Below are 21,625 nucleotides of genomic sequence, written 5' to 3' on the forward strand. Positions count from 1 at the left end.
TCTGAAGGCGCGAGTCCCCCTGTGGGAGCAGGCTTGCTCGCGAAAGCGGTGGGTCAGGCAACATGGATGTTGGATGGCAGGCCATCGAGTTCCGTGGGCAAGTCGCATTGATCGCCCGACAGCCCCCAGCGGTTATCCATAACCAGGTGTTTCAGCTCCCCGGCCAGATCGCAGGCATCCCATCCTGGAACGGCCATGACCACTTGCAAGGAAACCGTCAGGACATGGGCAATACGCCCGTCATTGGCGCGGTGACCGGGCGCATCACGCTCAAGGGCAATCAGCACCCAGGGTTGGTCGTCAGTGCCATCGAAATCCTGGGGGCTGCCGACTTTCAAGGCGGGATAAATGGCGCGCAGCGTCTGGGCAATGGCCGAGCACAACTGCGACGGTTTTTCGATAAGGGCAGGCATTGATCGCCTCCTTTGGTATGGATCAGCGCTGTCGATTCACGGCTGGTCGGGAGGAACGTCCCGCGGCGGGACTTCGCAAACACCGATCCGCTTGGCGACCCAGCGCTCGTAAAGACCGATGGCCACATCGGCACCGGCCATGGCGGTCAGGCAACCCAGGGCGCAGGCGCTCCAGATCGACAGGCCGAGGGCGTACAACAGCATGGTTGCCGAGACGCCGCAGACCACGCAGGCACCGGAGCGCAAGGCCAGGCGCCGCAATAACGACCAGCCACGGGCGCCCTCCTTGTCGGCGCGCCACATCTCGCCGGACACCCCGCCCACCAGGGCGAGCACGATGACCAGCCAGATCGGCATGTCCAGCAACGCTTGTTGCTCGTTTGTCATGTCACGCCTCCTGGGGGTGATTGATGAGAAAGGTGTGTTGGGTTCAAACGATGTCTCTTGAGGTAGGCATTCCAAAAAGCCCGGGGTGAACCGGGCTTTTCAGTAATGCGGTCCTTCGCCTTCCCTGGCCGATGGGCTGAGGGAAGTTGATCTTTCGGCGCGACTGGCGCGGTACGGATCCATTCAAATTGTTCCTCCGACCGCGGTCCCTGCCCGCCGGATAACTGCTTCTGGTGCTTTACGCTGCACACCCGGGTCAGTTGCCAACCCTCTGAACCGTTAAGGCCGGTTCATCGCTGCCTGTTGGTGGAACTAAAGAGCTTCGTTGCCAGCCGCTTTGTCGAGCGGCTTGGACACAGAATATGCATGAGTGCATACACAGTCAATGCATAAATGCATTTGTTTATGCATGGCGAATGCGCAAATGCATTAATCCCTCGTAGACACAGGGGTTGCGGGGTTTCAGGAGGCGAAAAAAAACCCGCACGGCGGCGGGTTTTATCTGACAGCGATGGGGTTAGCGGGCGTACATGCCCCACCAGAAGACGTGACCGAGGATGACGATTTGCTCATCCTGCATTTCCTGGAAGGTGTAGTCCTCGTCCGGATGTTCATCACGGTTGAAGCTGCGCAGGCGAATGCCGGTGGGCAGGCGGTAAAGCTGCTTCACCCGCAGTTGGCCGTTGTGGTTGATGGCGTAGAGGTCACCGTCGACGATGTCGCCGATCCCACACTTGCCTGCGTTCACCCCAACCGTGGCCCCGTCGCGCAGCACCGGCAACATGCTGTTGCCGCGCACCGTCACGCACTTGGCCTGGTCGAACTGCACGCCATTGTGGCGCAGGCTGCGCTTGCCGAACCGCAGGCTGGAGCGCTCGCTTTCCTCGATGACGAATCTTCCTGATCCAGCAGCCAATTCAACCTCGCGCAGAAAAGGGACCGACACTTCGTCTTCTTCGACGGGTGTTTCGTCGTCCCACAGGCGTATGTCCTTGAGTTCGGAATGCGGCTCGTCGCGACGGGCATTGCCGGCGGGCACGACGTCCGCGCGCCCGCGCAATTGGTCGGTGCTCACGGCGAAGTATTCGGCGATCTTCGAGATGTGTTTATCCGAAGGGTCGACAATCTTGCCGCTGAGAATCCGCGAGAGGGTGGACTGAGGCACGCCGGTACGCCGGTGAAGCTCCGTGGGGGAGATCCCGTGCTGATCGAGCAATGCTCTTAATACGGTAGAAACGTTGCGTTTTTGCATAACGCGCATAGTGCTTGTTCTTTTCGCAGAAGACAAATGCTGTTTCGCATAAATATGCAATTCCAGCCAATTGCATTCATTGTGGCGAGGGAGCTTGCTCCCGCTTGAGTGCGAAGCGCTCACAAAAGGGTCTGCTGCGCAGCCCAGCGGGAGCAAGCTCCCTCGCCACGGAATCGCCCTACACGCCGTTGGGAAAAGGCTCCAAAGCCGTCCTTCAAATATGTGACGCAAGGCTACGTTTTCTTGCGTCTCTGCCTACAACTACGCCAGAATCCGCCGGCTTGTGCGCCTTGGGGGCCATCGGTACTTTTGATCCTGTCACTGCCCATCAGTGATCGGGTTTAGTCGCTCGGTATTCCAAGGTGCTCATTGCTCCATTCAGTCAGGTACTTCTATTCCTGCACTTGATGGTAGTTGTGCGCAGGGCGCCCTCGGGCGCGCCGGTTCCTTGGATCCCCGGTCGACTAACCTGCGTACAGCTGCCACCCCTCGTTTAGTCGCGAGTGAGTGGTGGCTCAACTTCAAGGATCCATAGAATGCCGAAGAACACACCAAATCCTCCAGACGATCACGTCTCCCGCAGCCAAACGGCCAACGCCAAGAAGCTCGACGACGCGGCCACTCGCGCCCTGGACTATTACCTCAAGCCGAAAGCCGACAAAGAAACCTGCGACACACCCGACACCCTTTTCATCATCGCCCCCAACATCGACGCCGAATGCCTGCTCGCCAACCTCAGCGAAACCCTGGCCTCGGCCAACGCCATGGTCAGCGACCTGGCATTCGACCTGAAGGGCTCGCGGCGGAATATCTTGCTGGGGGTTCAACAGATGATCGAGCTGAGCCAGTTGCTGGCGAATCGGGCGCTGGATGTGGTTGAGGTGAGGTAGGCATCCATGATGCAAGCCGAGACCTAAGAGAAGCCCGAGTAACCACTGTGGGAGCGAGCTTGCTCGCGATAGCGGTAGTTCAGTGACAACTAAGTTGTAGTGGTTGCCGTCATCGCGAGCAAGCTCGCTCCCACAGGGGAAACGCGGTCCCATCAAGAACCAGGTCGGCTACCAGGCCGCCTCGGCGTGGACGTTGATCTCGGCGCCCCATTAACCACGCTGGCTGAACGAAGGTATTGCGCAGTGGGCAACCCGGCATGGATGCCGGGTTAGCCGCGCTGGGCCATGGATGGCCCTTCGCGGCGGCCCACGGAGCAATGCCTTCGTTCAGGCATGCCGAGCCTAGGCGAGGCACCTAGTGGTGGGGCATGAGCGTTTTGCTTACTTTTGCGCTTCTCAAAAGTGAGCCGCTGTAAGAGCGGAACCGTCAGCAGCCATTACCTAAATAACGGATATACACCCCACCCCAAAAACCACTCACGCCTGGGTCCCCCCCGACCACCCATGTTAACCTTGCGCCCATCGCGGAAAAGCCGGGCCAATGCCCCTCCTTTTGCCCCACACCTTTCAACGAGCTTGCCTGACACCCATGAATACAGCCGTAAACGACCTGTCCTCCCATACGCCGATGATGCAGCAATACTGGCGTCTGAAGAACCAGCACCCCGATCAGCTGATGTTCTACCGAATGGGCGACTTCTACGAAATTTTCTATGAAGATGCGAAGAAAGCCGCCAAGTTGTTGGACATTACCCTGACGGCACGTGGGCAATCGGCAGGCATGGCGATTCCAATGTGTGGGATTCCTTACCACGCGGCGGAAGGTTATTTGGCGAAGCTGGTCAAACTCGGCGAATCCGTAGTGATTTGCGAGCAAGTCGGCGACCCGGCCACCAGTAAAGGACCGGTAGAACGCCAAGTCGTGCGGATCATCACCCCGGGTACGGTCAGCGACGAGGCCTTGCTGGATGAACGCCGGGACAACCTGATCGCCGCGGTATTGGGCGATGAACGCCTGTTCGGCCTCGCGGTGCTGGACATCACCAGCGGCAATTTCTCGGTACTGGAAATCAAGGGCTGGGAAAACCTGCTGGCGGAACTGGAACGGGTCAACCCGGTAGAGCTTTTGATTCCTGATGACTGGCCCAAAGACCTGCCGGCAGAAAAACGCCGTGGCGTGCGTCGTCGGGCACCGTGGGATTTTGAACGTGACTCGGCGCTGAAAAGTCTTTGCCAGCAGTTTTCCACCCAGGACCTCAAGGGGTTCGGTTGCGAAAACCTGACCCTGGCCATCGGCGCTGCCGGTTGCCTGCTGGCCTACGCCAAGGAAACCCAGCGCACCGCCCTGCCCCACTTGCGCAGCCTGCGTCACGAACGCCTGGATGACACCGTGGTACTGGACGGCGCAAGCCGCCGCAACCTGGAGCTGGACACCAACCTGGCCGGCGGACGCGACAACACCCTGCAATCGGTGGTCGATCGCTGCCAGACCGCCATGGGCAGCCGCCTGCTGACCCGCTGGTTGAACCGTCCGCTGCGGGACCTGACCGTGCTGTTGGCGCGTCAAACCTCCATTACCTGCCTGCTGGATCGTTACCGCTTCGAGCAGTTGCAACCGCAGCTCAAGGAAATCGGTGACATCGAGCGGATCCTCGCCCGTATCGGCTTGCGCAATGCCCGTCCCCGCGACCTGGCGCGCCTGCGCGATGCCCTCGGCGCGTTGCCCGAACTGCAAGTGGCGATGACCGACCTCGAAGCGCCGCACCTGCAGCAACTGGCGCGCACCACCAGCACCTACCCGGACCTGGCCGCGCTGCTGGAAAAAGCCATTATCGACAACCCGCCGGCGGTGATCCGTGACGGTGGCGTGCTGAAAACCGGTTACGACGCCGAACTCGACGAGCTGCAAGCGCTGAGCGAGAACGCCGGCCAGTTCCTGATCGACCTCGAAGCCCGGGAAAAAGCCCGCACCGGTCTGGCCAACCTCAAGGTCGGTTACAACCGCATCCACGGTTATTTCATCGAATTGCCGAGCAAGCAGGCCGAGCAGGCCCCGGCCGATTACATTCGCCGCCAGACCCTCAAAGGCGCCGAGCGTTTCATCACCCCGGAACTCAAGGCGTTCGAAGACAAGGCGTTGTCAGCCAAGAGCCGCGCCCTGGCCCGGGAAAAAATGCTCTACGAAGCGCTGCTCGAGGATCTGATCAGCCAACTGCCGCCGCTGCAGGACACCGCCGCCGCCCTGGCGGAACTGGACGTGCTGAGCAACCTGGCCGAACGCGCGCTGAATCTGGACCTCAACTGCCCACGCTTCGTCAGCGAGCCTTGCATGCGCATCAGCCAGGGTCGCCACCCGGTGGTCGAGCAAGTGCTGACCACACCGTTCGTGGCCAACGACCTGAGCCTGGACGACAACACCCGCATGCTGGTGATCACCGGTCCGAACATGGGCGGTAAATCCACCTACATGCGCCAAACGGCGTTGATCGTGCTGCTGGCTCACATCGGCAGTTTCGTCCCGGCGGCCAGTTGCGAATTGTCCCTGGTGGACCGGATCTTCACCCGCATCGGCTCCAGCGATGACCTGGCCGGTGGACGCTCGACGTTCATGGTGGAAATGAGCGAAACCGCGAACATCCTGCACAACGCCACCGAACGCAGCTTGGTGCTGATGGACGAAGTCGGACGCGGCACCAGCACCTTCGACGGTTTGTCCCTGGCCTGGGCAGCGGCCGAACGCCTCGCGCACCTGCGGGCCTACACACTGTTCGCCACCCATTACTTCGAACTCACCGTGTTGCCGGAAAACCAGCCGCTGGTGGCCAACGTTCACCTCAATGCCACCGAGCACAACGAACGCATCGTCTTTTTGCACCACGTGCTGCCAGGCCCGGCCAGCCAGAGCTACGGCTTGGCGGTGGCGCAACTGGCCGGCGTGCCAAGTGAAGTCATTACCCGTGCCCGCGAACACCTGAGCCGCCTGGAGACCACCAGCCTACCCCACGAAGCACCGCGCCCGACCAAAGGCAAACCGGTCGCTCCGCAGCAAAGCGACCTGTTCGCCAGCCTGCCCCATCCGGTGCTCGATGAACTGGCCAAGCTCGATCTGGATGACCTGACACCTCGTCGGGCACTGGATTTACTCTATACATTGAAGACACGGATCTAACACACGGGCTTTCAAGCTGTTAGAATCGCGCGCGGTTTGGGATGCTGCGAACTATTAGCTTGGTTCGCAGACTATCGCTCCCAAACCTGGCGACCCTACCGTGAAGGGGCTTCGCTGCCGCCGCCTGAGGAGAGAATTAGAAATGACCTTCGTCGTCACCGACAACTGCATCAAGTGCAAGTACACCGACTGCGTAGAAGTGTGTCCGGTGGACTGCTTCTACGAAGGGCCGAATTTCCTGGTCATTCACCCGGACGAGTGCATCGACTGCGCCCTGTGTGAACCGGAATGCCCGGCGACTGCCATTTTCTCGGAAGACGAAGTGCCGGCCGGCATGGAGAACTTCATCGAGCTGAACGCTGAACTGGCGGACATCTGGCCGAACATCACCGAGAAGAAAGATGCGCTGCCGGACGCCGAAGAGTGGGATGGCAAGGAAGGCAAGCTCAAGGAACTGGAACGCTGATCGTTGCTGCTTTGGTGGAAAAGGCCCCTTGCGGGCCTTTTTTGCTTTTTCGGATCAAGAAATCGCAGGCAAAAAAAGGGGCGGTTTGACCCGCCCACATTTTTTTCCCTAATCCCTTTAATCCTTTTCATCATCCTGATGAATCGCGTCCTGCGATGTCCTTCCTTCCCATCGTCCTTGACGGGTGTGTCTGTCCGTCGACACAGGACTGATATTAGTATTTTCCCGGGCGAGTGCAACGCGGCTGATACAGGTGGCTTGCTCTGTAACGCTACGTTCATCAACAATTTTTCGTTATAAATCAGATGAATACAAAAAGATCACGGCATTTATAGCGGTCTGTCCGGCCGATGGGGAACTGATCGCTTACGTAAGACTAGGCAAAGGCTTACAAGCTGAACCTACAAATGGATCTCGGCTGGAAAAGCGATTCTTCAGAAACGCTCCAGGCCTAGTCGTTGTTGAGCTGTAGGTTTTATGAGTGGGATTTCAAAGAGGGGGTGTATATCCGTTGCTGCGGTAATGGCCGCTGACGGTTCCGCTCTTACAGCGGGTCACTTTCGAAAAGCCCGGAAGCCGGCCCAGTCGAAAGTAACCAAAGCGCTCATGCCCCACCACTTGGCACCTCGCCTAGGCTCGGTGTGCCCTCACTCCGGCATTGCTCCGTGGGCCCGCCGCGAAGGGCCATCCATGGCCCAGCGCGGCTATCCCGGCATCCATGCCGGGATGCCCACTCCACAATGCCTGCGTTCGGCCAGCGTGGTTAACGGGGCGCCGAGATCAACGTCATCCCCGAGGCGGCCTGATAGCCGACCTGGCTCTCCCGGTCGTACACCCATCAGATCTGTGGGAGCAAAGCTTGCTCGCGATGAGGCCAGTAAGCCCAACATCCATGTGACTGAACCACCGCCATCGCGAGCAAGCTCGCTCCCATATTCAATCTTCAGCGGACACAAAATTCATATCCAACACAGACCTCCTGTGGGAGCGAGCCTGCTCGCGATGAGGCCTGCAAACCCAACATCCATGTGATTGAACCACCGTCATCGCGAGCAAGCTCGCTCCCACATTCAATCTTCAGCGGACACAAAATTCATATCCAACACAGACCTCCTGTGGGAACGCGGTCCCACTAGGAACCAGGTCGGCTATAAGGCCGCCTCGCCCCGGCTTTTGATCTGGGCGCCCCGTTAAACCACGATGGCCGAACGCAGGCATTGTGGAGTGGGCACCTCGGCATGGATGCCGAGGTAGCCGCGCTGGGCCATGGACGGCCCTTCGCGGCGGCCCACGGAGCAATGCCGGAGTGAGGGCACACCGAGCCTAGGCGAGGTGCCGAGTGGTGGGGCAGAGCGTTTTTGGTTACTTTTGGCGCTCTTCCAAAAGTGACCCGCTGTAAGAGCGGAACCATTAGTGGCCGTAACCGCAGCAACGAATATACACCCAAACCCAAACCCAAACCCAAACCCAAACCAAAACCAAAAAAAACGGCACTTCCCATTTCTGAAAGAAGCACCGTTTTTTCCAAGTGGACAGCATCACAACCAGTCAGGGCGTTTCTGCTGCACTTGCCTTGGTATTATTGAAACAACGACTCGCTCGACAAGCCGTTCTTCTCCAGGATCTCTCGCAGGCGCTTGAGACCTTCAACCTGGATCTGCCTCACCCGCTCACGGGTCAAACCAATCTCCAAGCCTACATCTTCAAGCGTGCTGCTTTCATGACCGCGCAAGCCGAAGCGGCGAATCACCACTTCCCGCTGCTTGTCCGTAAGCTCCGAAAGCCACTGATCGATGCTCTGGGACAAGTCATCGTCCTGGAGCAACTCGCACGGATCGGTCGGACGATCGTCGGTCAGGGTATCCAGCAGGGTCTTATCCGAGTCCGGCCCCAGCGAGACGTCCACCGAAGAGACCCGCTCATTGAGCCCAAGCATGCGCTTGACCTCACCCACCGGTTTTTCCAACAGGTTGGCGATTTCTTCGGGTGAAGGTTCATGGTCGAGTTTCTGGGTCAACTCACGGGCAGCCCGCAGGTAGACGTTCAACTCCTTGACCACATGAATCGGCAACCGGATGGTCCGGGTCTGATTCATGATCGCCCGTTCGATGGTCTGGCGGATCCACCAAGTGGCGTAGGTCGAGAAACGGAAGCCTCGTTCGGGGTCGAATTTCTCGACGGCGCGAATCAGGCCCAGGTTACCCTCTTCGATCAGGTCCAGCAGCGAAAGCCCGCGATTGACGTAGCGTCGGGCGATTTTCACCACCAGGCGCAGGTTGCTTTCAATCATGCGTTTTCGACCGGCTGGGTCGCCACTTTGCGACAGTCGCGCAAAATGAACTTCTTCCTCAGGGGAGAGCAGTGGCGAGAAACCAATTTCGTTGAGGTACAGCTGAGTGGCGTCCAGCGCCCGGGTGTAATCGATGTACTTATGTTGTTTAAGCGAAGCGGAGTGTTTGGATTTGGCACGAACGGAAGGTGGAGTCGCCCCTTCATCATTCGACATCGAATCCATAGCGATGCCGGTCTCCATAAGGAGAACCTCATCGTCGATGTCAAACTCCGGCACTTCTTTACTGAGAGCCATTGTTATAGTCCTTTGGTGAGTTCGACCTCAAGCTCAAGCGACGCCTTTATCCTTGGCAACGCTGGAGCCTGTCCCCTCTACGTGACGGAACAGGCTGACAATCAAATCAACGCCGTGGCAGGAATTGCAGCGGATCGACTGGTTTACCTTGTCGGCGAATCTCAAAATGCAGTTTCACCCGGTCTGTTCCCGTTGATCCCATTTCGGCAATTGTCTGTCCGACTTTGACCTGCTGCCCCTCCCGAACCAACAGCCTGCGGTTGTGACCGTAGGCACTGACGTAGGTATCGCTGTGTTTGATGATCACGAGTTCGCCGTAGCCCCTCAAACCACTCCCGGCGTACACAACCGTACCATCAGACGCGGCTAAAACAGGCTGTCCCAAATCCCCGGCGATATCAATTCCTTTATTCAAACTACCGTTTGAAGAGAATTTTCCAATGAGAACGCCACTAGAAGGCCATCCCCAGCCCTTCGGGGCGGGGCCTGCGGGAGGCATCGGCGCAGGGGCCGGTTTGTTCGCGACGGACGGCACTGTCGCCGTCCCAGCCTGCGCCGGCCGGCGAATGACCGTGGTTTTGCTCGATGAAGAAGGCGTCGAACCCGACTGCGTCACCACCGCGGTAGGCGTTGAACCGCTACGGCCATCGAAGCGAATCGCCTGACCGGGGTGAATCGTATAAGGCGCAGGAATTTTGTTGCGCGCCGCGAGGGCTTTGTAGTCCCAGCCGTAGCGAAAAGCGATGGAAAACAGCGTATCGCCGCGACGGACTACATATTGGCCGGTCGTTACTGTAGGACGTTGAGGTGTTGCATTGTTGCGATCGACGACCCGGACATTACCCGACGGTGTACTGGAACATCCGACCAGCAAAGTGCTCAAGACAAGGCCAGTCACCAGGCGCTGAAAGCTCGTGATACCCATACGCTGCGCAATGACTGTGAGACTCACCCGCCGCTCCCTTTGTGGTGGCTGAAAAATTGGAAACTGCCTGTCCAGGCAGAACTCATATAAATATAGCTGGCAACCACTGCGCCTCTATTAATGAAGCGCAATGTGTCGCCGCACACGTTTGCTCGACGCCGTTGGACTCTGTTCAACAAATCGGTGCCGCCGTAAGACACAGGCCAGGCCACGGAATTCAGCGTCTGTTTATAGATGCTCAGGCCAACGGTCCATTGAGTAACGGCACGAACCGCACCGCCCCCAGGACGTGTCGCGAAAAACCGTGCTCTTCGCGCACAATCAGCATCAGTTGCTGGACTTCACCGGCACCCACCGGAATGACCAGTCGTCCACCGGGAGCAAGTTGATCCAACAGGGCCTGGGGTACATCGGTGGCCACCGCGGTCACGATGATGCCGTTGTACGGCGCCAGGGCCGGCCACCCCTCCCAGCCATCTCCCCAGCGAAACACTACGTTGCGCAGGTTCAACTCGACCAGGCGTTCCTTGGCGCGATCCTGCAGTACCTTGATCCGCTCTACGGAAAATACCCGCTCGACCAGTTGCGACAACACCGCCGTCTGGTAACCCGAGCCGGTACCGATCTCCATCACCTTGTCCAGCGGCCCCGCCTCCAGCAGTAACTCGCTCATGCGGGCCACCATGTACGGCTGGGAAATGGTCTGGTTGTGGCCGATCGGCAACGCCGTGTCTTCATAGGCGCGATGGGCCAGGGCTTCATCGACGAACAGATGGCGCGGCGTGCGGCGAATCACCTCCAACACCTGGGCGTTGGACAGGCCTTCTTCGTAAAGTCGCTGGATCAGTCGTTCACGGGTGCGCTGGGAGGTCATGCCGATTCCGCGGCGCAGCATATCGTCTTGCTCACGAGCCATCAGCGCAGCCCCTCCAGCCAGCCATCGAGATTCCGAAAGGCGTCGTTGAAGGTACGGTCCAACTGCAACGGCGTGATCGAGACATAACCTTGCATCACCGCATGGAAATCAGTGCCCGGCCCGCCGTCTTCGGCATCACCGGCGGCGGCGATCCAGTAACCGGCCTTGCCGCGCGGGTCGACGACATGCATCGGCTTGGCGGCGCGGGCACGGTGGCCCAGGCGAGTGAGCTGGATGCCACGGATGTGATCGAGCGGCAGGTTGGGGATATTCACGTTCAGCACCGTGCGTGGCGGCAGGTCCAGTTCGCCGTGGGCTTCGACCAGTTTACGGGCGAAGTAGGCGGCGGTCGGCAAGTTATCGACTTGCCGTGAAACAAACGAAAAGGCAAACGATGGCTTTTCCAGGAAGCGACCTTCCAGGGCGGCGGCAACCGTGCCGGAATACAACACGTCGTCCCCCAGGTTGGCGCCCAGGTTGATTCCCGACACCACCATGTCCGGCTCACGCTCCAGCAAGCCATTGAGGCCCAGGTGCACGCAATCGGTCGGGGTGCCGTTGAGGCTGATGAAACCGTTATCCAGATAGCAGGGGTGCAACGGACGGTCGAGCGTCAGCGAGCTGCTGGCGCCGCTTTTGTCCTGGTCCGGGGCGATGACCACGCACTCGGCATAATCCGCCAGCGCAGCATAAAGCGCGGCAAGACCGGGGGCAGTCACCCCGTCGTCGTTAGAAATCAGAATACGCATGGGCTGTCCGTCTGCCCCACCGGCACCAGATCGACGAGTTCGCGCACCAAGACAGTGGCGAAACATCCGGCCGGCAGGACGAATTCCAGTTGCAGAATGTCCAGCGAGGGATAATGCCACGACAGCCCGCCAATGGGCAGTCGCAGGATGCGACGTTCGTGACTCATTCCCGCGTTTATCAACCAGTCCCGCAGATCGGCCTCGCCCGCGGCGGTGGCTTGTTCCAGTTCGAACGTCGCGCCAGCGGCAGGCGAAGGTCCCTCGCCCCACTGCGGCCCGGTCGGGTGCACGTCGAGAATGGCCAGCCGCGGGTCGCTGCATTCAGCCTCGCCGGCCGGGAAAAAACTGCGGCTGTCGGTGAAGGCGAGCAAATCCCCAACCTGGGCCTTCTGCCAGGTACCGTCGGCGACCCGCGCCGCCAGCACCCGGTTGAACAGAAAGCTGCGGGCGGTGGACAACAGCCGCGAGCGCACATTGCGCTGTTCCGGCAACGCCTTGCGCGCCGCCCAGGCACGGGCATCGACGACATTGCCGCCATCATGGCCAAAGCGCTGGGCACCAAAATAGTTGGGGATGCCCTGGCGGACAATCTGTTGCAGGCGCGCATCGATCGCCGCCGTATCGCCCTTGAATTGGGTCAGGCGCAAGGTAAAGCCATTGGCCGAGTGCGCGCCGCGTTGCAGCTTGCGCCTGTGGCGTGCAGTCTTGAGGATCTTCAGCGTGTCGTTCTCTGCCGCCGACAGGTCCGGATCGGCCTTGCCCGGCAACTGGACGCTGAACCACTGGCGGGTCAGGGCCTGACGGTCCTTGAGCCCGGCATAGCTGACGGTGCGCAACGACACGCCGGCAGCCTTGGCGATTCGCCGGGCGGCCTCTTCGGTGTTCAAATCACGTTTTTCAACCCAGATCCACAGGTGCTCACCATCGCCGGTCAACGGGATGTCGAGCACTTCGTCGACCTGGAAATCTTCGGCGCTGGCCTTGAGTACCGCACTGCCCAGCGACTCGCCGTAGGCCCGTGGCCCCAACAGTTCCAGTTCAGTCATGGGCGCAGCAACAAGGCAACGGAGTGGACGGCAATGCCTTCTTCGCGACCGACGAAACCCAGCTTTTCGGTGGTGGTGGCTTTCACGTTCACTTGGTCCAACTCAACTTGAAGATCCTCGGCAATCAGTTGGCGCATCGCTTCGATGTGCGGCGCCATCTTAGGGGCCTGGGCAACGATGGTGTTATCGACATTGCCGACTTTCCAGCCCTTGGCGTGGATCAGCGAGACCACATGACGCAGCAGCGCGCGGCTGTCGGCGCCCTTGAATTGCGGGTCGGTGTCGGGGAAGTGCTTGCCGATGTCACCCAGGGCAGCCGCGCCGAGCAGTGCATCGCTCAAGGCATGCAGCAGGACATCACCGTCAGAATGCGCGAGCAGCCCGAAGCCGTGTGCGATCCGCACGCCGCCCAGAGTAATGAAGTCGCCTTCAGCGAAACGGTGAACATCGTAGCCGTGGCCAATACGCATAAAAAAACGCCCCGATTTTTGTCAGGGCGTGATTCTACCTGCATTAGGCGTTTAGAGCGCGTGCATGATGCCGTAAGTGGTCATCAATGAAGCTGGCGATGAAGAAATAGCTGTGGTCGTAGCCCGGTTGCAGGCGCAGTTCCAACGGATGGTCGGCCGCCTTGGTCGCCTGTTGCAAGGCTTCGGGCTTGAGCTGGTTGGCCAGGAAATCATCGCGATCGCCCTGGTCCACCAGCAGTGGCAACTTCTCCTGCGCCTCGGCAATCAATGCACAGGCATCCCATTCCCGCCATTTCGAGCGGTCTTCCCCCAGGTAACGAGAAAAAGCCTTTTGCCCCCATGGGCAATCCATCGGATTGTTGATCGGCGAAAAGGCCGACACCGAACGGTAACGCCCCGGGTTGCGCAAGGCGCAGACCAGCGCGCCATGGCCGCCCATGGAATGACCACTGATACCGCGCCTGTCCGAAGCCGGGAAATGCGCTTCGACCAGTGTGGGCAATTCCTGCACCACGTAGTCATGCATCCGATAGTGCCGTGCCCATGGGTCCTGCGTGGCGTTCAGATAAAACCCCGCCCCCAGGCCGAAGTCCCAGGCACCGTCCGGATCGTCCGGCACGTCGGCGCCACGGGGACTGGTGTCCGGCGCAACGATGATCAGGCCCAGCTCGGCAGCCATGCGCTGGGCACCGGCCTTTTGCATGAAGTTCTCGTCGCTGCAGGTCAGCCCGGACAACCAATACAGCACAGGCAACTTGCCGCCCTGCTCGGCTTGCGGTGGCAGGTACACGGCAAACACCATGTCACAACCGAGCACGTCGGAACGGTGCCGGTAACGTTTGTGCCAGCCGCCGAAGCTTTTCTGGCAGGAGATGTTTTCCAGACTCATGACCGACCTCAGAAATGGATAACGGTGCGGATGCTCTTACCTTCATGCATCAGGTCGAACGCCTTGTTGATATCTTCCAGGCCCATGGTATGGGTGATGAAGGTATCCAGCGGAATTTCGCCCTTCTCGGCCATTTCCACGTAGCTTGGCAATTCGCTGCGACCGCGCACACCACCAAAGGCCGAACCGCGCCAGACGCGCCCGGTTACCAACTGGAAGGGACGGGTGGCGATTTCCTGGCCGGCACCGGCCACGCCGATGATCACCGACTCACCCCAACCTTTGTGGCAGCACTCCAGCGCAGCACGCATCAACTGGACATTGCCGATGCACTCGAAGGAAAAGTCCACACCGCCGTCGGTCATATCCACGATGACTTCCTGGATCGGGCGGTCGAAGTCTTTCGGGTTGACGCAATCGGTGGCACCCAGTTGCTTGGCGATTTCGAACTTGGCCGGGTTGATGTCGATAGCAATGATGCGCGAAGCCTTGGCCTTCACCGCGCCAATCACCGCCGACAGGCCGATGCCGCCCAGGCCGAAGATCGCCACGGTGTCACCCGGCTTGACCTTGGCGGTGTTGAGTACCGCGCCGATGCCGGTGGTGACGCCGCAACCCAGCAGGCAGACTTTTTCCAGCGGGGCTTCTTTTTGAATCTTCGCGACGGAGATTTCCGGCAGCACGGTGTACTCAGAGAACGTCGAGGTGCCCATGTAGTGGAAAATCGTCTCGCCCTTGTAGGAGAAGCGCGAAGTGCCATCTGGCATCAGGCCTTTGCCCTGGGTGGCGCGAATCGCCTGACAGAGGTTGGTCTTGCCCGACTTACAGAATTTGCACTGGCCGCACTCTGGCGTGTACAGCGGGATCACATGGTCCCCCACCGCGACCGAGGTAACGCCTTCGCCGATGGCTTCGACAATGGCGCCGCCTTCATGACCGAGGATCGACGGGAAGATCCCTTCCGGATCGGCGCCCGACAAGGTGTAGGCGTCGGTGTGGCAGACACCGGAAGCCACCACGCGCAACAGCACTTCGCCCGCCTTGGGCATGGCGACGTCGACTTCAACGATTTCCAGGGGTTTCTTGGCCTCGAAGGCAACGGCAGCGCGCGACTTGATCATCCGGACTCTCCAGTAAATAAAAACAAGACCGGGAGTGTAATCCTCTACCGGACGATGAATAATCCAACCAAAAGCAAAACATTATTGCTGTATAGGGATAATCCTTCATGTCCGACAACCGCTGGGAAGGCATCGACGAGTTCGTCGCCGTGGCCGAATGCAGTCAATTCACCGCCGCCGCTGAACGTCTTGGGGTTTCGTCTTCCCACATCAGCCGACAAATCGTACGGCTTGAAGAGCGCTTGCAGACACGTTTGCTCTACCGCAGTACCCGGCGGGTCACCCTGACCGAAGCCGGCCAGACATTTTTGCAGCATTGCCAACGCCTGCAGGACGGGCGTGAGGAAGCCCTGCGGGCGGTAGGCGATCTCACCAGCGAACCCAAGGGCATGCTGCGCATGACCTGCGCCGTGGCCTATGGCGAACGGTTTATCGTGCCCCTGGTAACGCGGTTCATGGGGTTGTACCCGCAGTTGCGGGTAGACATCGAACTGAGCAACCGCCCTCTGGATCTGGTGCACGAAAGCCTGGACCTGGCAATTCGCCTGGGTCGCTTGCAGGACTCCCGCCTGGTCGCTACGCGCCTGGCACCACGGCGCATGTACCTGTGCGCGTCGCCCTCTTACCTGGAACGCTACGGGCGGCCCCATAGCTTGTCGGAACTGAGCCGCCACAATTGCTTGATCGGCAGCTCCGACATCTGGCAATTGGAACAGAACGGGCGGGAATTTTCCCAACGGGTGCAGGGAAACTGGCGCTGCAACAGCGGGCAAGCGGTGCTCGATGCGGCGCTGCAAGGGGTGGGGTTGTGCCAACTGCCGGATTATTACGTGCTGGAGCATTTGCACAGTGGTGCATTGATCTCGCTGCTGGAGGCCCATCAGCCACCGAATACGGCGGTGTGGGCGCTGTATCCACAGCAGCGGCATCTGTCACCGAAAGTGCGCAAGTTGGTGGATTACTTGAAGGAAGGGTTGGCTGGGCGACCGGAGTATCGGGGGTAACACTGATTTTTATGTTGCTTGAGCGATTGCTATCGCGGGCAGACTCGCGATGGCGACTCAGAAGACGCCTCCACTTCTCGCTTAATGCCGATTCGCCCAGCGCTGCCGCAACCACTCCAGGTCTTCCGGCCGGGTGACCTTGATGTTATCGGCCCGCCCCTCGATCAGCCGCGGCGCCTGCCCCGCCCATTCCATGGCGGACGCTTCATCGGTAATCACCGCATCGGCAACCAGGCTGTCGGCCAAGGCCCGATGCAAGGCGCCGAGTCGGAACATCTGCGGCGTGTAGGCTTGCCAGATCACGCTGCGATCAACGGTCTCCAGCACCCGACCCTGTTTGTCGACACGCTTGAGGGTGTCACGCGCCGGGACGGCCAGCAGGCCGCCGACCGGATCGGTCGCCAACTCGCTCAGCAGCGTGTCCAGATCGTCCCGGGCCAGGTTAGGCCGGGCGGCGTCGTGTACCAGCACCCAGTCGTGATCGTCGGCGCCTTGCTCGTGCAGGTGTAGCAAGGCATTGAGCACTGAATCCGAACGCTGCTCGCCACCGTCGACGCGCTGGATGCGTGTGTCGCTGGCACAGGCCAGGGTCGGCCAGTAAGGATCATCGTGTGCAAGGCTGACCACCACGCCCTTGACGGTGGGATGGTCGAGGAAACAGCCAAGGCTGTGTTCAAGAATTGTGCATGCGCCCAACTGCAAGTATTGCTTGGGACGGTCCGCGGCCATACGAGCGCCAACGCCCGCGGCAGGAATCACGACCCAGAAGGCCGGCAAACGAATACTCATTGAGCCAACTGGTAGAGGGTTTCGCCCTCCTTGACCATGCCCAGTTCATGTCGAGCCCGCTCTTCAACGGTCTCCATACCTTTTTTCAGCTCTGTCACTTCGGCGTCCATCACCCGATTACGCTCCAGCAGCGCCTCGTTTTCGGCGTGTTGGTCGGCAATTTGCTGAGTCAGGTCGGCCACTTGCGCCAAGCTGCCATTGCCCACCCACAAGCGGTACTGCAGACCGGCCAGCAACAGGAGCAAGACAAGAAACAACCAATTGGGACTGCGCATCGAATATCAGGTTTCCAGTGAAAAAAGACCGCCATGCCAAACTTTGAAGCGTCTGATAGCACGAAGCCTGGAAAACCCAGGCTTGTGCTTGATAAGGCATCAGATTAGAGGCAAAACCGCCGCCATGGCGCCTTTTGCGACCTAATCCGCTGTCTTTTTACCATTTACCGCTTAACCGCGAAACTCGGCGCGACCGTTGTACTTGGCCTTGCCATTCAATTGCTCTTCGATACGCAGCAGTTGGTTGTACTTGGAAACGCGGTCGGAACGGCACAGCGAACCGGTCTTGATCTGGCCTGCCGCAGTGCCCACGGCCAGGTCGGCAATGGTCGAGTCTTCGGTTTCGCCGGAGCGGTGGGAGATCACGGCGGTGTAGCCGGCAGCCTTGGCCATCTGGATGGCTTCCAGGGTTTCGGTGAGGGTGCCGATCTGGTTGAACTTGATCAGGATCGAGTTGGCGATCTTCTTGTCGATGCCTTCTTTCAGGATCTTGGTATTGGTCACGAACAGGTCGTCACCCACCAACTGGGTTTTCTCGCCGATCTTGTCGGTGAGGATTTTCCAGCCGGCCCAGTCGGACTCGTCCAGGCCGTCTTCGATGGAGATGATCGGATAGCGTTCGGTCAGGCCCTTGAGGTAGTCGGCGAAACCTTCCGCGGTGAACACCTGGCCTTCGCCGGACAGGTTGTACTTGCCGTCTTCGTAGAATTCACTGGCGGCGCAGTCCAGGGCCAGGGTCACGTCGGTGCCCAGCTTGTAGCCCGCGTTGGCCACGGCCTCGGAGATCACTTTCAGCGCGTCTTCGTTGGACGCCAGGTTCGGTGCGAAACCGCCTTCGTCGCCAACCGCGGTGCTCAGGCCACGGGCTTTGAGCACAGCCTTGAGGTGATGGAAAATCTCGGTGCCCATGCGCAGGCCTTCGGAGAAGGTCTTGGCGCCAACCGGCTGCACCATGAATTCCTGGATGTCGACATTGTTATCGGCATGCTCGCCGCCGTTGATGATGTTCATCATCGGCACCGGCATCGAATAGACACCCGGGGTACCGTTGAGGTTGGCGATGTGGGCGTACAGCGGCAGGTCCTGGTCCTGGGCAGCGGCCTTGGCAGCGGCCAGGGACACGGCGAGGATTGCGTTGGCGCCCAGGGTGGCTTTGTTTTCGGTACCGTCGAGCTTGATCATCGCGTGATCGAGGGCTTTCTGGTCGGCAGGATCCTTGCCCAGCAACAGGTCACGGATCGGACCGTTGATGTTGGCGACGGCTTTGAGCACGCCCTTGCCCAGGTAACGGCTCTTGTCGCCATCACGCAGCTCCAGCGCTTCGCGCGAGCCAGTGGAAGCACCGGACGGCGCGCAGGCGCTGCCGATGATACCGTTGTCAAGCAGCACGTCCGCTTCAACAGTGGGGTTGCCACGGGAGTCGAGAACTTCACGACCTTTGATGTCGACGATTTTTGCCATTGTTGTAAACACTCCAAAGTTGACGTAAACGCTGTGGGAGCACGGCTCGCCGGCGATGGGCCCTCAAGGACGCCATCGCTGGCAAGCCATACTCCCACAAGAGCAGTGCGGCCAGCGGGCCAGAGCGATAATCGAGCGGTACTTTACCGGAGAAAACCGCGTTACGCGGTTTCTATTGTCGGAAAACTCTTGACCAGCTCGTCCAACGCCTTGAGCTGAGACAGGAAGGGTTCCAGCTTGTTCAAACGCAAGGCACACGGACCATCGCACTTGGCGTTGTCTGGATCAGGATGGGCCTCGAGGAACAGACCGGCCAGGGACTGGCTCATGCCCGCCTTGGCCAGATCAGTGACCTGGGCACGACGACCGCCGGCGGAGTCTGTGCGACCGCCCGGCATCTGCAAGGCGTGCGTCACATCGAAGAGCACCGGGTATTCAAACTGCTTCATGATGCCGAAGCCGAGCATGTCGACCACCAGGTTGTTGTAGCCGAAGCTTGAACCACGCTCGCAGAGGATCAACTGGTCATTACCGGCCTCTTCGCACTTGCTCAGGATGTGTTTCATCTCCTGGGGCGCGAGGAACTGGGCTTTCTTGATGTTGATCACCGCGCCGGTCTTGGCCATTGCAACCACCAGGTCGGTCTGACGCGACAGGAAGGCCGGCAACTGGATGACGTCGCAGACCTCGGCGGCGACTGCGGCCTGGGCAGGCTCGTGGACGTCGGTGATGATCGGCACGCCAAAGGCTTGCTTGATGTCCTGGAAGATCCGCATGCCTTCTTCCAGGCCCGGGCCACGGTAGGACGTCACGGACGAGCGATTGGCCTTGTCGAAGCTGGCCTTGAAGACATAGGGGATACCCAGTTTCTGGGTGACCTTCACGTACTCTTCGCAGATCTGCATCGCCATGTCACGGCTTTCCAGCACGTTCATGCCGCCAAACAGCACCATGGGCTTGTCGTTGGCAACCTCGATGTCGCCGACGCGGATGATCTTCTGGGCCATCGTCTTATGCCTTTTTCTGGTGTTGAGTCAAAGCGGCTTTCACGAAACCGCTGAACAACGGATGACCGTCCCGTGGCGTCGAGGTGAACTCGGGGTGGAACTGGCAGGCGACGAACCATGGGTGATCCGGGGCCTCGACCACTTCGACCAGTGCGCCGTCACCGGAACGACCGGAGATTTTCAGGCCCGCTTCGATCAACTGTGGCAGCAGGTTGTTGTTCACTTCGTAGCGATGACGGTGACGCTCGACGATCACATCCTTGGCGTAGCAATCGTGCACCTTGGAGCCGGCGTCCAGCAGGCACTCCTGGGCACCGAGACGCATGGTGCCGCCCAAGTCCGAACTTTCGGTGCGCACTTCCACGGCACCGGTGGCATCTTCCCACTCGGTGATCAGGCCCACGACCGGATGGCCACTGGCGCGATCGAACTCGGTGGAGTTGGCGTCTTTCCAGCCCAGCACGTTACGGGCGAACTCGATGACCGCCACTTGCATGCCCAGGCAGATACCCAGGTAAGGCACCTTGTTTTCGCGAGCGTATTGCACGGCAGTGATCTTGCCTTCCACGCCCCGCAGGCCAAAGCCGCCCGGCACGAGGATCGCATCGGCGCCTTCGAGCAGGCCGGTGCCCTGGTTCTCGATGTCTTCGGAATCGATGTAGCGCAGGTTGACCTTGGTACGGTTGCTGATGCCGGCGTGACTCATCGCCTCGATCAGCGACTTGTAGGCATCCAGCAGTTCCATGTACTTGCCAACCATGGCGATGGTGACTTCGTGCTCCGGGTTGAGCTTGGCATCGACCACCGCTTCCCATTCGGACAGGTCGGCGCTGGCACACTGCAGGCCGAAGCGCTCGACGACGAAGTCGTCCAGGCCCTGGGAGTGCAGGATGCCCGGGATCTTGTAGATAGTGTCGGCGTCTTCGAGGCCGATGACCGCGCGCTCTTCAACGTTGGTGAACTGGGCGATCTTGCGACGCGACGAGATGTCGATCGGGTGATCGGAGCGGCAGATCAGCACGTCAGGCTGCAGGCCGATGGAACGCAGCTCCTTGACCGAGTGCTGGGTAGGCTTGGTCTTGGTTTCGCCGGCCGTGGCGATGTACGGTACCAGTGTCAGGTGCATCAGCATCGCGCGCTTGGCGCCGATTTCAAAACGCAACTGGCGGATGGCTTCCAGGAACGGCTGGGACTCGATGTCGCCCACGGTACCGCCGATTTCGACCATCGCCACGTCGGCATCGCCAGCACCCTTGATGATGCGGCGCTTGATTTCGTCGGTGATGTGCGGGATGACCTGGATGGTCGCGCCCAGGTAGTCACCACGACGTTCCTTGCGCAGCACGTGTTCGTAGACACGGCCGGTGGTGAAGTTGTTGTTCTGGGTCATGGTCGTGCGGATGAACCGCTCGTAGTGGCCCAGGTCCAGGTCGGTCTCGGCGCCGTCGTGGGTGACGAACACTTCACCGTGCTGGAACGGGCTCATGGTGCCCGGGTCAACGTTGATGTACGGGTCCAGCTTGAGCATGGTGACCTTAAGTCCCCGCGCCTCCAGGATGGCCGCCAATGAAGCCGAGGCAATGCCTTTCCCCAATGAAGAAACAACACCGCCCGTGACGAATATGTAGCGCGTCATGAAAAACCCTAGAAGTCTGCGTTAAAGCGGTCCGAGCCGCCGGGGAAAGCGAAGGAAGGCCGAAGCCCCCGATCACCTGCATTAATCACAGTGCACCTTTCAAAAAAACCGCCGCGTTGGGACAGACCGGAAGTGAAATCACCGGTACGTTGCTCGCTACACATTTTTTGGAA

At 59.8% G+C, this 21,625-nt stretch carries 19 protein-coding genes and 1 pseudogene; 4 read left to right on the forward strand and 16 right to left on the reverse strand.

Annotated features, from left to right (window positions below):
* Positions 1-71 precede the first annotated feature (71 nt).
* The 3 genes and pseudogenes from AACY31_RS03835 to AACY31_RS03845 all read right to left on the reverse strand — a co-directional run.
* A pseudogene (locus AACY31_RS03835) lies at positions 72-413 on the reverse strand (hypothetical protein); the annotation flags it as partial.
* Positions 414-449: 36 nt separating this feature from the next.
* Positions 450-800, reverse strand: a complete 351-nt coding sequence (locus tag AACY31_RS03840; protein ID WP_339492792.1) for a phage holin family protein — start codon at positions 798-800, stop codon at positions 450-452.
* Between the two features lie 517 nt (positions 801-1,317).
* Positions 1,318-2,052: a LexA family transcriptional regulator gene (locus AACY31_RS03845; RefSeq protein ID WP_339492809.1), complete on the reverse strand. Its 735-nt coding sequence runs from the start codon at positions 2,050-2,052 to the stop codon at positions 1,318-1,320.
* Positions 2,053-2,588: 536 nt separating this feature from the next.
* Here AACY31_RS03845 and AACY31_RS03850 point away from each other — a divergent pair.
* The 3 genes from AACY31_RS03850 to fdxA all read left to right on the forward strand — a co-directional run bounded on the left by AACY31_RS03850 (position 2,589) and on the right by fdxA (position 6,577).
* Positions 2,589-2,942 (forward strand): DUF6124 family protein, encoded by a 354-nt coding sequence (locus tag AACY31_RS03850; protein WP_339503884.1) that lies wholly within the window; start codon positions 2,589-2,591, stop codon positions 2,940-2,942.
* Positions 2,943-3,531: 589 nt separating this feature from the next.
* On the forward strand, positions 3,532-6,111 hold the full coding sequence (gene mutS, locus AACY31_RS03855; protein ID WP_339492790.1) for a DNA mismatch repair protein MutS: 2,580 nt from the start codon (positions 3,532-3,534) through the stop codon (positions 6,109-6,111).
* Between the two features lie 142 nt (positions 6,112-6,253).
* Positions 6,254-6,577 (forward strand): ferredoxin FdxA, encoded by a 324-nt coding sequence (gene fdxA, locus AACY31_RS03860; RefSeq protein ID WP_339476220.1) that lies wholly within the window; start codon positions 6,254-6,256, stop codon positions 6,575-6,577.
* 1,579 nt (positions 6,578-8,156) lie between these two features.
* Here the strand turns inward: fdxA and rpoS are convergent.
* The 8 genes from rpoS to AACY31_RS03900 form a co-directional block, all read right to left on the reverse strand.
* On the reverse strand, positions 8,157-9,164 hold the full coding sequence (gene rpoS, locus AACY31_RS03865) for an RNA polymerase sigma factor RpoS (RefSeq protein WP_003198289.1): 1,008 nt from the start codon (positions 9,162-9,164) through the stop codon (positions 8,157-8,159).
* 106 nt (positions 9,165-9,270) lie between these two features.
* Positions 9,271-10,116, reverse strand: coding sequence for a peptidoglycan DD-metalloendopeptidase family protein (locus AACY31_RS03870; RefSeq protein WP_339476223.1), 846 nt, complete (start codon positions 10,114-10,116; stop codon positions 9,271-9,273).
* Positions 10,117-10,327: 211 nt separating this feature from the next.
* Positions 10,328-10,963, reverse strand: coding sequence for a protein-L-isoaspartate(D-aspartate) O-methyltransferase (locus AACY31_RS03875; protein WP_170862085.1), 636 nt, complete (start codon positions 10,961-10,963; stop codon positions 10,328-10,330).
* 41 nt (positions 10,964-11,004) lie between these two features.
* Complete coding sequence (gene surE, locus AACY31_RS03880) at positions 11,005-11,754, reverse strand: 5'/3'-nucleotidase SurE (protein ID WP_339476225.1); 750 nt, start codon at positions 11,752-11,754, stop codon at positions 11,005-11,007.
* Positions 11,742-12,800, reverse strand: a complete 1,059-nt coding sequence (truD, locus tag AACY31_RS03885; protein ID WP_339476228.1) for a tRNA pseudouridine(13) synthase TruD — start codon at positions 12,798-12,800, stop codon at positions 11,742-11,744. Before truD ends, surE begins: the two co-directional genes overlap by 13 nt.
* A complete protein-coding gene (gene ispF / locus AACY31_RS03890) occupies positions 12,797-13,270 on the reverse strand; it encodes a 2-C-methyl-D-erythritol 2,4-cyclodiphosphate synthase (protein WP_063322748.1) in 474 nt (157 codons plus the stop codon). Before ispF ends, truD begins: the two co-directional genes overlap by 4 nt.
* 43 nt (positions 13,271-13,313) lie before the next feature.
* Positions 13,314-14,159: an S-formylglutathione hydrolase gene (gene fghA, locus AACY31_RS03895; protein ID WP_339476231.1), complete on the reverse strand. Its 846-nt coding sequence runs from the start codon at positions 14,157-14,159 to the stop codon at positions 13,314-13,316.
* A gap of 8 nt (positions 14,160-14,167) precedes the next feature.
* Positions 14,168-15,280, reverse strand: a complete 1,113-nt coding sequence (locus tag AACY31_RS03900; protein ID WP_058542189.1) for an S-(hydroxymethyl)glutathione dehydrogenase/class III alcohol dehydrogenase — start codon at positions 15,278-15,280, stop codon at positions 14,168-14,170.
* A gap of 107 nt (positions 15,281-15,387) precedes the next feature.
* On the opposite strand from AACY31_RS03900, the gene AACY31_RS03905 reads away from it, so the two are divergent.
* A complete protein-coding gene (locus AACY31_RS03905; RefSeq protein ID WP_230152137.1) occupies positions 15,388-16,284 on the forward strand; it encodes a LysR substrate-binding domain-containing protein in 897 nt (298 codons plus the stop codon).
* A gap of 81 nt (positions 16,285-16,365) precedes the next feature.
* Here AACY31_RS03905 and ispD read toward each other — a convergent pair whose 3' ends face one another.
* From ispD to AACY31_RS03930, 5 genes are all read right to left on the reverse strand, one after another.
* Positions 16,366-17,073 carry a 2-C-methyl-D-erythritol 4-phosphate cytidylyltransferase gene (ispD, locus tag AACY31_RS03910; RefSeq protein ID WP_339476239.1) on the reverse strand — a complete coding sequence of 236 codons (708 nt, stop codon included), beginning with the start codon at positions 17,071-17,073 and terminating at the stop codon, positions 16,366-16,368.
* The gene (gene ftsB / locus AACY31_RS03915; protein ID WP_003184873.1) at positions 17,070-17,348 is read right to left on the reverse strand and encodes a cell division protein FtsB; all 279 of its coding nucleotides are present in this window, start codon (positions 17,346-17,348) and stop codon (positions 17,070-17,072) included. The genes ispD and ftsB overlap by 4 nt, the downstream gene beginning before the upstream one ends.
* A 171-nt stretch (positions 17,349-17,519) precedes the next feature.
* Positions 17,520-18,809 carry a phosphopyruvate hydratase gene (eno, locus tag AACY31_RS03920; protein ID WP_028237207.1) on the reverse strand — a complete coding sequence of 430 codons (1,290 nt, stop codon included), beginning with the start codon at positions 18,807-18,809 and terminating at the stop codon, positions 17,520-17,522.
* A 161-nt stretch (positions 18,810-18,970) separates the two neighbouring features.
* The gene (gene kdsA / locus AACY31_RS03925) at positions 18,971-19,816 is read right to left on the reverse strand and encodes a 3-deoxy-8-phosphooctulonate synthase (protein ID WP_339476245.1); all 846 of its coding nucleotides are present in this window, start codon (positions 19,814-19,816) and stop codon (positions 18,971-18,973) included.
* 4 nt (positions 19,817-19,820) lie between these two features.
* A complete protein-coding gene (locus AACY31_RS03930; RefSeq protein WP_339476247.1) occupies positions 19,821-21,452 on the reverse strand; it encodes a CTP synthase in 1,632 nt (543 codons plus the stop codon).
* Positions 21,453-21,625: the final 173 nt, after the last annotated feature.

The sequence above is a fragment of the Pseudomonas sp. RL_105y_Pfl2_101 genome (assembly GCF_963970585.1).
Classification (GTDB): Bacteria; Pseudomonadota; Gammaproteobacteria; order Pseudomonadales; family Pseudomonadaceae; genus Aquipseudomonas.

Excerpts from the sequence above, each read along its gene's own strand:
- AACY31_RS03840 (WP_339492792.1), bottom strand. The coding sequence starts at position 800 with ATGACAAACGAGCAACAAGCGTTGCTGGACATGCCGATCTGGCTGGTC.
- AACY31_RS03845 (WP_339492809.1), bottom strand. The coding sequence starts at position 2,052 with ATGCAAAAACGCAACGTTTCTACCGTATTAAGAGCATTGCTCGATCAG.
- AACY31_RS03850 (WP_339503884.1), top strand. The coding sequence starts at position 2,589 with ATGCCGAAGAACACACCAAATCCTCCAGACGATCACGTCTCCCGCAGC.
- mutS (WP_339492790.1), top strand. The coding sequence starts at position 3,532 with ATGAATACAGCCGTAAACGACCTGTCCTCCCATACGCCGATGATGCAG.
- fdxA (WP_339476220.1), top strand. The coding sequence starts at position 6,254 with ATGACCTTCGTCGTCACCGACAACTGCATCAAGTGCAAGTACACCGAC.
- rpoS (WP_003198289.1), bottom strand. The coding sequence starts at position 9,164 with ATGGCTCTCAGTAAAGAAGTGCCGGAGTTTGACATCGACGATGAGGTT.
- AACY31_RS03875 (WP_170862085.1), bottom strand. The coding sequence starts at position 10,963 with ATGACCTCCCAGCGCACCCGTGAACGACTGATCCAGCGACTTTACGAA.
- surE (WP_339476225.1), bottom strand. The coding sequence starts at position 11,754 with ATGCGTATTCTGATTTCTAACGACGACGGGGTGACTGCCCCCGGTCTT.
- truD (WP_339476228.1), bottom strand. The coding sequence starts at position 12,800 with ATGACTGAACTGGAACTGTTGGGGCCACGGGCCTACGGCGAGTCGCTG.
- ispF (WP_063322748.1), bottom strand. The coding sequence starts at position 13,270 with ATGCGTATTGGCCACGGCTACGATGTTCACCGTTTCGCTGAAGGCGAC.
- fghA (WP_339476231.1), bottom strand. The coding sequence starts at position 14,159 with ATGAGTCTGGAAAACATCTCCTGCCAGAAAAGCTTCGGCGGCTGGCAC.
- AACY31_RS03900 (WP_058542189.1), bottom strand. The coding sequence starts at position 15,280 with ATGATCAAGTCGCGCGCTGCCGTTGCCTTCGAGGCCAAGAAACCCCTG.
- AACY31_RS03905 (WP_230152137.1), top strand. The coding sequence starts at position 15,388 with ATGTCCGACAACCGCTGGGAAGGCATCGACGAGTTCGTCGCCGTGGCC.
- ispD (WP_339476239.1), bottom strand. The coding sequence starts at position 17,073 with ATGAGTATTCGTTTGCCGGCCTTCTGGGTCGTGATTCCTGCCGCGGGC.
- ftsB (WP_003184873.1), bottom strand. The coding sequence starts at position 17,348 with ATGCGCAGTCCCAATTGGTTGTTTCTTGTCTTGCTCCTGTTGCTGGCC.
- eno (WP_028237207.1), bottom strand. The coding sequence starts at position 18,809 with ATGGCAAAAATCGTCGACATCAAAGGTCGTGAAGTTCTCGACTCCCGT.
- kdsA (WP_339476245.1), bottom strand. The coding sequence starts at position 19,816 with ATGGCCCAGAAGATCATCCGCGTCGGCGACATCGAGGTTGCCAACGAC.
- AACY31_RS03930 (WP_339476247.1), bottom strand. The coding sequence starts at position 21,452 with ATGACGCGCTACATATTCGTCACGGGCGGTGTTGTTTCTTCATTGGGG.